This is a genomic window from Peribacillus phoenicis (assembly GCF_047238085.1).
Classification (GTDB): domain Bacteria; phylum Bacillota; class Bacilli; order Bacillales; family DSM-1321; genus Peribacillus.
The window spans coordinates 59,226-72,717 of record NZ_JBDFMF010000008.1; the positions used below are offsets into that span (position 1 = coordinate 59,226).

Annotated in this window: 10 protein-coding genes and 2 pseudogenes; all 12 read left to right on the plus strand. The window is 34.5% G+C overall.

The window, feature by feature from the left end; genetic code table 11:
- Positions 1-19: 19 nt before the first annotated feature.
- The 12 genes and pseudogenes from ABC374_RS28380 (at position 20) to ABC374_RS28435 (ending at position 12,613) form a co-directional block, all read left to right on the plus strand.
- Complete coding sequence (locus ABC374_RS28380) at positions 20-277, plus strand: JAB domain-containing protein (RefSeq protein WP_413020659.1); 258 nt, start codon at positions 20-22, stop codon at positions 275-277.
- Positions 278-830: 553 nt separating this feature from the next.
- Complete coding sequence (locus ABC374_RS28385; RefSeq protein WP_413020660.1) at positions 831-2,642, plus strand: reverse transcriptase domain-containing protein; 1,812 nt, start codon at positions 831-833, stop codon at positions 2,640-2,642.
- A 250-nt stretch (positions 2,643-2,892) separates the two neighbouring features.
- Entirely contained in the window at positions 2,893-3,969 is a 1,077-nt protein-coding gene (locus ABC374_RS28390; RefSeq protein ID WP_413020661.1) for a tyrosine-type recombinase/integrase, read from the plus strand.
- A 3-nt stretch (positions 3,970-3,972) separates the two neighbouring features.
- Positions 3,973-4,284, plus strand: coding sequence for a helix-turn-helix domain-containing protein (locus tag ABC374_RS28395; RefSeq protein ID WP_413020662.1), 312 nt, complete (start codon positions 3,973-3,975; stop codon positions 4,282-4,284).
- Between the two features lie 7 nt (positions 4,285-4,291).
- Positions 4,292-5,530, plus strand: coding sequence for a site-specific integrase (locus ABC374_RS28400; protein ID WP_413020664.1), 1,239 nt, complete (start codon positions 4,292-4,294; stop codon positions 5,528-5,530).
- 607 nt (positions 5,531-6,137) lie between these two features.
- Positions 6,138-6,653 (plus strand): annotated as a pseudogene (locus ABC374_RS28405) (IS110 family transposase); the annotation flags it as partial.
- Positions 6,641-7,168, plus strand: a pseudogene (locus ABC374_RS28410) (Tn3 family transposase); the annotation flags it as partial. The pseudogenes ABC374_RS28405 and ABC374_RS28410, both read left to right, overlap by 13 nt.
- A gap of 495 nt (positions 7,169-7,663) precedes the next feature.
- Positions 7,664-9,148 carry a spore germination protein gene (locus ABC374_RS28415; protein ID WP_413020665.1) on the plus strand — a complete coding sequence of 495 codons (1,485 nt, stop codon included), beginning with the start codon at positions 7,664-7,666 and terminating at the stop codon, positions 9,146-9,148.
- Positions 9,149-9,156: 8 nt separating this feature from the next.
- A complete protein-coding gene (locus ABC374_RS28420) occupies positions 9,157-10,251 on the plus strand; it encodes a GerAB/ArcD/ProY family transporter (RefSeq protein WP_413020666.1) in 1,095 nt (364 codons plus the stop codon).
- A 4-nt stretch (positions 10,252-10,255) separates the two neighbouring features.
- Positions 10,256-11,386, plus strand: a complete 1,131-nt coding sequence (locus ABC374_RS28425) for a Ger(x)C family spore germination protein (protein WP_413020667.1) — start codon at positions 10,256-10,258, stop codon at positions 11,384-11,386.
- 247 nt (positions 11,387-11,633) lie between these two features.
- On the plus strand, positions 11,634-12,167 hold the full coding sequence (locus tag ABC374_RS28430) for an IS110 family transposase (RefSeq protein ID WP_413020668.1): 534 nt from the start codon (positions 11,634-11,636) through the stop codon (positions 12,165-12,167).
- Positions 12,168-12,352: 185 nt separating this feature from the next.
- Positions 12,353-12,613, plus strand: coding sequence for a transposase (locus ABC374_RS28435; RefSeq protein ID WP_237766673.1), 261 nt, complete (start codon positions 12,353-12,355; stop codon positions 12,611-12,613).
- Positions 12,614-13,492 lie beyond the last annotated feature (879 nt).

Genomic DNA, 13,492 nt, shown 5'->3' on the forward strand with positions numbered 1-13,492 from the left:
ACAAAGGGGAGTGTTAGAAATGGAATTATCATCAATTTTTGAAGTGGTTCGAATCAAACAGGAAATCAGAGAAGTAACAGAACAGTATGCGAACTATAAAATTCAATCGCCTGAAGAGGCTCACGTATTGGCGGCTGCATGCATTGCAGACGAGGACAGAGAGGTTTTTCTTGTGATGATGCTCAATACAAAAAACCAGGTTGTTGGGCTTCATAGAGCGCATGTAGGAAGCTTGAATGCAAGCGTAGTCCATCCGCGCGATGTCGTGCGCCCATAAGGGCATTTAGAAAATCTATTCTAGCAAAATAGTAGGGAATTATCACAATTTACGCCCTATCATCAACCATCTTATCCGAGAGGGAAACCAAACGGGGAGTGTAGCATGATGGTAAAGCCATAAGTTGTCTAGTTACCAAGACACGACTGAATGGCAAGATGAAATTCATGGACAAGGATGAAAGCTGGATTGCCTGAATGATAGCTCAAGGGGGACTACGGGGACCTTTAGCGGAAGGTAACTATAAACGCTAAACGAAAGGGAAGGTATCTTAATAACGTCGAGATACTTTAGGTGATACCATTTCGACCAACTTCTATAGGGAAGGAACGAGCGAAAGTCACATCCGAAACCATGAAAAGCTATGTTTCTAAATGTCTAAATGGGGATTGCCTAAGTTGGAAAGCCGGTCAAAGGCTATGACAATTGTGTCTGAATATCCAATAAGGCAACGGAACTCTCGTAGTAGTCCGAAGTAGGGAAAGCCTATTACATGGCGAAGGAGAGTAGTTTATCGAGTTTAATACAAAATTGGGAAGGAGCGAGAGGCTCTATGAGAAATCCGAAAGTAGTATTAAACAGTCTAACTTCCAAAGCAAGTGGTGAAAATTATCTCTTCCAACGACTGTATCTTAATCTCTATAACATTGAATTCTTCCTAGACGCATATGCCAAAATCTATCCTAATAAAGGTAGTAACACCAAAGGAATTAATGAAGATACCATAGATGGAATGAGTTTAAAAAGAGTAAATGCTCTGATTGAAAAACTTAGAAATCAAACCTATCAACCGAATCCTGCAAGAAGAACTTACATTCCAAAAAAGAATGGAAAACTAAGACCTTTAGGATTACCAACCTTTGAGGATAAATTAGTTCAAGAAGTAGTTAGAAGAATTCTCGAAAGTATCTATGAGCCTAATTTCTCTGAAAACTCACATGCATTTCGACCAAACAGAAGCTGTCATACTGCTCTTAAACAAATTAAAAACACCTTTACTGGCATCAGGTGGTTCATTGAAGGTGACATAAAAGGTTTCTTTGACAATATCGATCATCATATTCTTATCAATATCTTAAGAAAAAGAATCAAGGATGAAAATTTTATCAACTTGATTTGGAAGTTCTTACGTGCTGGTTATGTAGAAAATTGGGTTTTCCATAAAACATTTAGTGGAACTCCACAAGGTGGAATTATTAGCCCAATCCTCTCGAATATTTACTTAAATGAACTAGACCGTTATATAGATGAATATACAACTAAGTTCAATAAAGGAGATAAGAGAACACACAACAAAACCTATCATAATATTGCTGGGAAAATTGCAAAAAGAAAAGCGAAAAACAAAAAAGAATGGTCGCTATTGGATCATGAAACAAGGAAACAAAGAGCATATGAAGTAAAACAGCTATATAAAGAATTAATTAAATATGACAGTAAAGACCTGTTTGACCCGAATTACCGCAGAATGAAATATGTGAGATACGCAGATGACTTCCTTATTGGTGTCATAGCAAGTAAAGAAGAAGCAGAGAAAATAAAGCAAGATTTAACTGTTTTTCTAGCTGATAAACTAAAACTTGAACTAAGTGCAGAAAAAACGTTGATAACGCACAGCAAAAAGAATGCTAGGTTTCTTGGATATGATATAAGAGTAGCGAGAGATTGGCAAACAATGAAAATGCCTAACGGCACTCAAAAAAGGAAATTCAATTTTCAAGCCAAGCTTCTCGTACCACATGATAAATACATCAAAAAACTCATTAATCTAGGTGCATTAAGTCTAGGGGAAAATAATCAATGGAAACCGATTCACAGAATATATTTAATCCATAATGATGACTTAGAAATAATAAGACAATATAATGCCGAAATAAGAGGACTGTACAATTATTATCGATTAGCTAGTAATGTACATGTCCTTCAATCCTTTCGCCAAACAATGAAATACAGCATGATAAAAACATATGCAAAGAAATACAAAAGTACCGTTAGCAAAATCATTAATAAATTCTCCACTAACAGAAATTTTGGTATTCGTTACAAAACTAAGGAAGGGCAACGTATTGTATATTTCATTGAACAAAGAATGGAAAAAAATACAAGGATTAAAAGCGAAGAGGTTGATATAGAACCGATCACAGTACAATTTGGTGGAAGAACAAGTCTCATTGAACGCCTCTTAGCTGAAAAATGTGAATGGTGTGGTGCAGAAAATGTTCCATTAGAAATGCATCATGTCAACAAACTCAAGAACCTAAAAGGCAAAAAACGATGGGAACAAATCATGATTGCGCGAAATCGCAAGACCATTGCAATGTGCGTGAAATGCCATCATGACTTACACAATGGGAAGTTAGATTGATAAATGGAAAGCCGTATACTCTGAGAGGAGTACGTACGGTTTGGAGGGAAGTTCTTGGAAACCTACTTAGGAAACTAAATAAGGCGCCGGGTTCTTACCCTACATGAAAAGCGCTATTTTAAATAACGCGGCTTCCATCATTGTCAGCCATCAGCACCGGAGAAAGGATATGTTTCTTTTTTATTAATCTTCTGATATATTAGGTGTTAACTAAAAATATTAGGTAATACCTAAAATGTGAGGTTATTAAATGGGTAAGCAACCTTTTTTATCTGTAATCAGCAATAAACAAGAAATATACTATCCTACATATGAAGAATCGAGAGAATACCAAGCAAAGTTAATGGGGTTATGGGAACAGCAACAGCGTGTTCTAGGATATACGGAGCATACCATAGCTCTCGGAACAAAATGCTTGAATGAATTCTTAGATGTGTCAAATAAGTTCATATGGGAAGTTACAATGTCCGATGCAGATAAGTTTTATTTAGGATTGGTCGGAAGAGGACTAGCATATTCAACTAGGAGAAAATATCAATCTACTATCTCTACATTTTTAGAGTATTTAAAGACAAGGTATGGTCATGAAATTTGGGAGAGGTATAGATTACAAGTTCCTAACTTATTAGATAAATTTAACCGTTACTATCATAGAAAAGATGATCATAATGGTCAGGTAATACCTCCAAAACCTGAATTACTTGCTAGATTTTGGAATGGGTTGAAGGAAGAAATGAAAACAGCTAGAAAATACTCCACTGTAGCGAGAGACTATAGCCTTTTTAGAATGTTAGAATTAACAGGTTTAAGAACACACGAAATAATAATGATGGATGTAAAAGACTGTAGGTTTGACTTGGGGGAAAAGGGTAAAATTCATGTTCGTTTTGGAAAAGGATCTATGGGGTCAGGATTTAAGCGAAGATGGGTACCAATGTTAGATGATGTGGATATACTCATAAAATGGTACTTAGAGAGGATCAGACCCCTTTTCACTACCGAAACTGCAGGTCCTTTATTCTTATCAGAAGGTGGAGTTAGGTTAAATAAACACACAGCTCGAAAGAGTTTAGCGAGAAGGCAAGAAAAGATGGGTTTTACTAAAGAAGAGATTTTTAGTCCTCATCAATTACGTCATTCATTCGCAACTCGTCAGACAGAACTTGGTGTGGACTTATTAACACTAAAGGAATTGTTAGGTCACGCAGATGTTGCTACGACATTTAATTACTCTAATCCTGGTTCAGACCATTTGGAGAAAAGGGTGAGGATGGCTCAGGAAAAGTGGCGAAATCAATTATTAAACTTTAATAAAAAGGGTGAATGAATTGTGATTGAATGGAGATTAAGAAAAGTCATGGCTGAAAGTGGAATATGGTCTGGTGCTGAATTGGGTAGGCTATTGGAAGATAAAGCAGGTTATAAACTATCTCCCCCCTCAATAAGCGCATTATTAACTGGTGAGCCTAAGCAAGTAAAGGTCCAAACAATGGATGCGCTTTGTACTGCACTAGAATGTACTCCAAATGATTTATGGAAACATACTCCTACACCTGTGAAAAGACTTGAAAAACCAACGGATAAAAAGTTGGCAAAGGCGGTTAATGAGTTCATTTCTGAAGATAAGCTTCCACCAATATAGGTACAAGATGAACAATTTTACTTGCGTATTTTGTGGACGAAAACTAAATCCGACAGAAATTAATAAAAAAGCAACCGTCCGTCAAAATTGTTTTGGTAAAGCTCGTGTAGATAAAATACAAACTGAAGGTTTTCTTAAAGAAAATTTCACAAAAACATGGAGTGTAACATTATTTAAAAACTATGTTCTTTTTTTAAAAGAATTAGGTATTAGTATAACAACAATTTGTAGGCACACTAGTAAGGTGTTACAGGTTTTACAAATAGCTGAAAATGAGCTTTTAAAGCCTTCAAATATTAATGAAGGATGGCTTATATCTACTTTAGAAAAAATCCCTAATTCTAAGGGAGTTAAATCAAGTCTATTTAATTTTTTAATTAAGGAAGGTTATTTAAGCCTTAACGCAGATGAGGGTATTCTCACTAGTATTAGAGAGGGTTTAAAGCAAGTCCCTAAAGGATTTATACGTCTCTTGGAGATATATTTCAACGAAAAAATGGAACTAAGGAATAGGCAAGTGAAGTTTAATGCGAGGAAGCCATTATCCCTATTAACAGTAAAGGCGGACATAGAAATTTTTGTTAGATTAGTCCGATGGTTTCAAATCAATTGTAAGGATATAGAATCATGGGATACTGTTCAGCAAGAAGATGTTCATGAATTTCTTTTATCTTTAACACCTAAGCATCGTGAAATAGTGAGGAAAGATTTATTAGTTCTCTTCAAGTTAGCCAAAAGAAAAAGAATAATAACCCATATACCAATCTTGGATATAAAATCTAGAGAGCTTCCTCCAACTATCGAGCCTTTGACCTTTGATGAGCAAGTAAGAGTGGCTAGATTAATAAAAATTAGCCACTATGAACAATCCTTAGAGTGTTTATTGACTACACTATGTTTATATCATGGGTTATCTTCATCACATATTAGAAACATAAAAATAAGTAACATAAAAGTTGACCAGAAGGCGATTTACATAAATGATAGACCCCCTGTTTATTTATCTAATGATGAAATGGTTTTAATTAATGAGTATATTACACAAAGATCGAATATAAGAAACGTACAGAATAAGACCTTTTTAATATTAAGTTCAACTTTATCAGAGGTATATCAGGATCGTCCAATCAATAATGCCTTCATTGCAAGAAAGGTAAAGGCTTTTTGTGGTTTTACACCTAAGTCTCTAAGAATTACTTGTTTTAATATGATAGCAAGTAATTTCCATTTTATGATAGTGGAATAGCGTTTTTTTTTAAATTTAAGTCTTTCCCTTAAAGGTAAATAACCTTATGAAAAGGGAATTTGATTTAGGGATTGATTAAGGGAACTAAAATTTTCCTATTTTTCGTTATCATAGGGGTATTGTTACGACCTCCCTATAATGAACGTTTAAGGGAAACTCCTTATTTATCAAGGGTTATAGCCTTAGCGTAGGAAATATGATGAATGGTTGGTGCTACCCCTATATAAAGTTATCGAAACAGCAGTAAGGAAAGGAATTAATAGTTCAATAATTGGTAAATTCCTGGAAAATAGGTATGGAATTAAAGAAGATAAAACATCTTTTCTTGATGATGATTTAGATAATGAGAAATAAAACGGATTTTTATGCTGACGGGTGCGTTCGTATTATAAGGTTAGCCAGTTTTTACTGGTTGACCTTTTTTAATAGAATCTATTATATCAGTAGCCAGGGTAGGACGTACGGGTGCGTGGGACTTGATCCCGTGAACTAAACTGTCCGCCCCCTACTTGTAGAAACATGATTGAGGCTGGTTGGGACTATGATCTCGTATAACACTTCATGGAGGACTAGGGGTACTGGTTAGTAAGTAGAGGAGGAAAAAACAATGAATCCAGTTGTTGGTCTGGATGTGGCAAAAGGAGAGAGCCAAGTTCAGGCATTTTTAGATCAATCTAAACCGTATGGGAAGAGCTTTTCAATGAAGCATATCAAAGAGGAGTTAGATCATTTTTTAGAATTTCTAAAAGAAATTGAAGAGGTGACAGGGGAAATGCCTATGGTCATTTTAGAATCTACAGGGCATTACCATTCTCCTGTTATTCAATACCTGGAGGAACAAGGGATTCCATATATCTTACTAAATCCGATTATTTCTTATCAGGCAAAGAAGTCCAGCATACGGAAGGTGAAAACGGACGCTATCGATGCGTACCAGTTGTGTGTGCTGTATTACAAAGAGGATTTAGAACCTCATAAAATTAGAGGAATTCAGCTATTAGACCTTCGGAATTTGTCCAGACAACAGGAAATCGTAACGAATATGTATGTGGAAGCTAAACTTCAGTTTCACACCATTTTAGATCAAGTGTTTCCTGAATACCGGAAGGGGATCCTATTCGACAACAGTATGAACAAATCATTAAGTATGCAACTGCTCTACGTTTGGGTACTGCTTCTGCCGAATCCATATTAAAGCGATTTACTAAGGATACAAAACATTCAACATATCTAGCTTTATGTGAATTAGGGAAAGCGATTAAAACGATCTTTTTATGTGATTATTTACACTATGAAGAGATTCGCAGGGAGATCCATGAAGGATTAAATACAGTGGAACAATGGAACTCGGTGAATACCTATATTTTTTATGGAAAAAAAAGTGAAATTCGTTCCAATTCTATAGAAGATCAAGAGGTGTCTGCCTTATCACTTCAATTGCTGCAAAATTGCTTAGTCTATATGAATACCTTAATGGTACAAGAAGTACTTTATGACAACAACCAATATTGGTTGGAGAAAATGACTCCAGAAGATTTTAGGGGATTAACACCTTTATTTTATCATCATGTCAATCCATACGGAACTTTTGAACTCAATATGAATCAGCGAATACCTATTAAGTTGAAAGCGTCGTAGTTTTGATCATTTTGATCGGTGACAAAAACCAGCTAATATCCCGTCAAGATATTAGCTGGTCTTTTGTAATGAACACTTAGATGCGAAAAGAGCGCAATCCTTACTCCAGAAAAGCGCCCGTTTGTTGAATAACAAAAATATGAAAAATAGCTGTCAAAACTGTTCACCTGTTTTTAAATTATCGCTCACCTTATAGTTTTATACAAAATCAAAAACAATCCTTATCATCAAAAATGATTTTTAGTTTACCGTTATTTATGATACGGTTCTCCGTATTGTATCTAAGTGAGGTTTTTATTCACCCTCTTTAGAATACACAGCTACTAATGCTGTTTCCACACTGTTTATAGCCCCCAGATATCTCTTTCTGTTAAGTATAAATAAACATTCAAAGGTCCTAAAATTACTCTCAATCCTTACTTCTTTGTTAAAACAAGTATAAAATGATTCCTACTTCAAATACTAAAAAAAAATCTATTGAAGGATATGTTTCAAATGACAATCCATCTAAATAAAAATAACTGCCCTAATTATGAAAAAATTAAATACATCCTCAACGAATCACCAGACTTAATGTGTAGAACACTTGAAGTTGGTGGAGATTGTCTCGAAGTTATTTTCATGAAAAATTTAATTAAACAAGAGTTTCTAAATGAGTATGTAATTAAATACATTCAACAACTTCCAATAGAAAACATAACTTACTCTTATTTATTGAAAAACATACCAATGAACGAAGTAAAGAAAAACCATAAGGAACAAGAGATTATCTCTTCCCTCTTAAATGGATTCGCTTATATTTACTTATCAGACGAAAGTAAAGCATTTATGGTAAATTGCGCCAACCCAATTGAAAGATCTATTGAGAAAGCAGAAACAGAATCATTGGTATACGGTCCTAAAATATCGTTTACAGAATCATTATCTTCTAATATTAAGATTATAAGACAAAATCTAAATGATTCTAATTTGTGTACAGATGAATTAAAAATAGGAGAACGTGTTAAGAAGCAAGTAAGAATTATATATCTTAAAGATATAGCGGATGATGACACACTTAAAACACTTAAGGAGAAGTTTGAAAATATAAAAACTGATAATATAAGTGACAGTTCAGTATTGGCACAATGTCTTGAAGATAATCATTACTCATTTTTTCCACAGTTTATATTAACAGAGTTGCCCGATAGATTCCTCTACTCTATTTTAAACGGACGGATTGGTGTTCTTATAGATGGAAGTCCAATTGCTATTATTGGACCTGCTAATTTTTTTTCATTTTTTGAATCAACAGAAGACATATATTTGAGATGGTCCTTAAGTACTTTTATAAGATTTATACGATTATTTGCTATGACAGGTTCACTTTTTCTTACAGCATTTTATGTTGCAACCATGACATTTCACTTTGAACTAATTCCATCTAAATTGTTACTTATAATTGGGCAATCACGTTCACAAGTTCCTTTTCCACCTTTGCTAGAAGCACTTATATTGGAATTATTAATTGAATTACTTAGAGAGGCTGGGGCACGCCTTCCGTCAAAAGTAGGACAAACAATGGGGATTGTTGGAGGTATTGTTATTGGCCAAGCAACTGTTGAGGCAGGTTTAACTAGCAACATTTTAATTATTATCGTGGCATTTAGTGCATTAGGGGCCTTTACGGCTCCTATTTATGAAATGGGGACTGCTATAAGAATTGTTAGATTTCCTTTCATTATTCTAGCAGGAATTTGGGGAATAAATGGGATTATTATCGGAGTCTGTGTACTGATGGTCCACTTGTTAAAATTGACATCATTAAACAAACCTTATCTTGCACCTTTATACCCGTTTAGGATAAAGGATTTAAAGTACTTTTTAATACGTCTTCCACACCATTTTTATAAGAGACGTCCTGTTGTCACTCATCCAAAAGACACATTTCGCACAAGGTGGAGATTTAAAAAAACAGAAAAAGATTTAGATGAATTTTGAGGTGGATAATGAAATCAAATATTAGTTTTATAAATGCCTATATTGCTTTCTTTATCATACACACTTCCCAAATTGGTATGGGCATACTTGGAGTCCCTAGGATTATTTATCTTGAATCTAAGAAAGATGCTTGGATCTCAGTTTTACTATCTGGTCTATTCATTAGTCTTATCACTTGGATTATTATTAGCATACTTAAAAAACATGGAAACTGTAATCTTTATGAAATACACGAAAATTTATTTGGTCGCTTTATAGGAAGTATCATCAATACCTTAATTGTCATTTACTTTATTGCTGTACATTACTCTATCATAATCAGTTATGTTGAATTGTCCCTAACATGGGGATATGAAGGAGTTTATGAATGGGTAGGCACCTTAGCGCTATTATTAATAACAATTTATGCAGTATCAGGTGGATTCAGAGTAGTTGCAGGGATATGCTTCTTATCCTTTTTAATGACTATATGGCTGCTATTTGTGATATATCAACCACTTGATTCCATAAACTTAACTAGAATTTTACCCATAATGTCGACAACTCCGTCAGAAATGATGAAAGGAGTTTTTAAAAGCAGTTTTACAATGTTGGGTTTTGAGACTTTATTTTTTATTTTTCCTTTTATAAAGGAGAAAAAAAAACTACTTCTATTCAGTCAATTAGCAATCTGGTTTACCACCCTTCTTGTTTTAATTGCAACTGTTATTTCCATATTATTTTTTAGCCCTAAAGAATTAGAAAAACAGATCTGGCCTATTGTCAGTATGATAAGCGCTGTCCGTTTTCCATTTATTGAGCACTTTGAATTTATAGCAGTTGCATTATGGATATTAGTTATTTTCCCAAATTTATGTATAACTTTATTCATTTCTTCCAAAGGAGTTAAACAAATATTTCATTTAAAACTAACACATGGAATATGGGTAATCTCAATAATCATTTTTATCATGAGTTTTTTTGTCACAAAAAGAGTAGACAACAACCTTTTTTTTGATAAAGTTGGTGAAATTGGCTTTTACCTTTGGTTTATCTATCCGATATTCTTATATTTCATTTCAATCATCAAATCTAAAATCTTTTTACGTTTAAAACGGAGTTGAAAAAATGAAAATATGGCTTATTCTACTTTGTTTCTTTCTCTGTACTGCATGTATACCATCTGAAAAAATATTAGAAAGGCAAGGAATTTCAACTATTATTGGTTTTGACTTACTTGAAGAGGATACATACAAAGGCACTATTAGCTTATTACAATTCGACCGTAAAGAAGAAAAGACGAGTGTAACCATTTCTGCCGTCGGAACTACAAGCAAACAAATAAGACAAAGGTTAGAGCAACAGACAAGCCACGACATTACCTCTGGACAATTAAGGACAATTTTATTTAATAAATATATGACAGAAATGATTGGGATTTCATCTTTTCTAGACACAATGCAACGAGATAGTAGCATCGGATCTTTAGTATTTTTGGCAATTACAAACAATGCTGAGAGTACAATTAATAATAAAAACTATGAAGAATACCCTGAAATGGGGTCATATATTTATCAATTATTAGATAAGCACGAAAAGAAGGAAATGTTAATAAACTCCAACTTGCATGATTTTATTTCCACACTATATGAAATTGGTATCGATCCTACCTTACCTATTCTATCGAATGAGAATGGTGTAGCACCCTATTTAGATGGGGTTGCATTATTTAGGGATGATAAAATGGTTGGTTCTATTTCCATGAAAAAAACCCTGTATATAAAATTATTCACCAATCATAATGCTTTTTTGGGGGATATAACTTTAAATATTCCTGCGGAGGTATTAGAAGAAAAGGGAATAAAACTAGTCGAAAAGCAAAAAGGAGATAAATTTAATATTACAATTCACCCAATAAAGTACCGCGGAAATGTTGAATTATCTCAGGAAGAGTCGGTTAATTTAAATGCATCTATTTTAGTTTCAACTATAGAATTACAGCCTTCTGTTACTCTTAAAAATAAGGAATCAATAAAAAAATTGGAGCAAATAATTGAAGAAGAACTAAACAAAGAATTCGGGGATATTCTTGAGAAGTTTAAAAAATTAAATACCGATCCAATTGGCATTGGAAGAAAAATAAAAAGTATAAGAAAATATTCCAGTTTAAATGAGGAAGATTTAAGAGAAAAGTATTCCACATTAAAGTTAAAACCAAATATTAAGGTAGAAATAAAACGAACTGGGGCAGTTGATTAGTAAAGATAGTATTGGTTAGTAAAGATAGTAGAGAAAGTCTTATTGTACCAAGTTTATTCACGAATTTACCTGTGAAGAACCTCATTTACTTATGATAAGGCTCACCGAGGTTGATATTAAACTTATCTCTATAGTCATAATGAACGAAACGGCTCCCATCGCTTAACGTAGATTGCACTTGGTCATAATGGTACTACCTAAATAAAAAACCAAGTGTAGAGCTACACACGAAAAGGAGCCAATTATTATGAAGGATGCACAAAAATTTGTTGGTTTAGACGCCTCTAAAGATACTGTTGCGATTGCTGATTCAGGTCGTGGAGAGCCTAGATTTAACAGTACAATTCCAAATAAACCAGAAAACAATCGTAAATTAATGAAGAGTTTAGGCAACCCTGAAAATCTATTAGTATGTTATGAAGCTGGATCCTCTGGATACGGAATCTACCGATTACTTCTATCTATGGACATTGAATGTATGGTTGTAGCACCTACCCTTATCCCAAAGCGTTCAGGCGATCGAGTAAAAACAGATAAAAGAGATTCAATAAGATTAGCTCAGCTACTTCGTGCTGGAGAGCTTACTTCTGTATGGGTTCCAGACGAAGACCATGAAGCATTGAGAGACTTAATTCGTGCTCGTCATGATGCTCGTGAGGATTTACAAAGTTCTCGTCAGAGACTTGTTCACTTCTTACTTCGCCATGAAATACGTCCTCCTCAGGGAGTTCGAAATTGGTCTGTCAAACATCGTGAATGGTTAAAAACGATTAACATTTGAAAGAACTTCCCAACGAATTGTGTTTCAAGAATATCTCCATGCAATCAATGTAGTTGAAGATCGTATGAAACGAATCGAAGCTCAAATCCATGAAGAAGCTCTTCAAAGTGAACATGCACCCGTAATTCAAGCCCTTCAAACTGAGAAGTGTCGCTGAGGTCACTGCCGTTACTTTAGTTGCTGAAATCGGTCAGTTTTCTCGCTTTTCTAGCCCAAAACAACTGTATTATGCTGGACTCGTTCCTAAAGAATACTCTAGTGGATCAAATCGTTGGCAAGGTTCGATTACGAAGACAGGAAATTCTCAAGTTCGTCGTTCAATAGTAGAAGTTTGTTGGTCTTATGTCATCGACCATCTCTTAAAGGTGAATTACTTAAACGACAAGAAGGTCAAGAGCCTGAAGCGAAACGTATTGCTTGGAAAGCTCAGCAACGTCTGCATATGAAATATCACCGTATATCTGCTAAAGGAAGAGGTGGCAAAGTAGCTGTTGTTGCTGTCGCTAGAGAGTTGCTTGGATTTATATGGGCTATCGGTTGTGCTATTGAGAATAAACATGTAAGTGAATCAAAAGTTGCTTAACTAGATTATGAGTAAAACCTTATGTAATACATGATTTTATCTTATACCAATTTTGTGATTGAAGAATTGAAGATTTGGCTCGGAGGCAAAACCCCGGGAAGGAGAACCCTCATGTTGAACTATGCACTAGGTTCGAAGAACTGAACGTGCGCCTTTAGTCAGAGGCAGCTCCGTGACGAATGGAATGAAATGTGGTAGCCAACCGGCGCATATCAGACTGTATACCACCGTCAACGTTTTTGCCTTCGTGCCAAGTTTTTAAGGTTATCCTTTTCAACTTTTAGGATTGTATCCATTTCAGCTCATCAAGGGAAAGTACGCCCTTGACAAGGCTAATTCCGAAAGGATATTTGATTTATAAGTTGAAAAAGGAATAACTCTTTTCATTATTAAATGAAACACCATCTAAAACCATTTGTTTGTGATGGGTTGACACTTTCGTTCATATCAGTTCAATAACAATATGTAAAACCATAATTAACTACATTCCTTCTTCAACAATCTGGCCCTTTTCTCGAATAACTAACGTGTTTGAGAGGTAATTTAATCACCTTCAAGCACACATAAATTTTAAACACTAAATTAAACAACTTTTTTTACTCAACTAGATTACCAAAAACCAGTATTTTTGTAACGATTGATTACTGCTTCACTTGCCTTTGATTTTATTAAGATTTTCAATTACCAAAAATAATTACCAAAAAGATTACCAAATACCGTTACAACAAAGGCACCTCTAGTA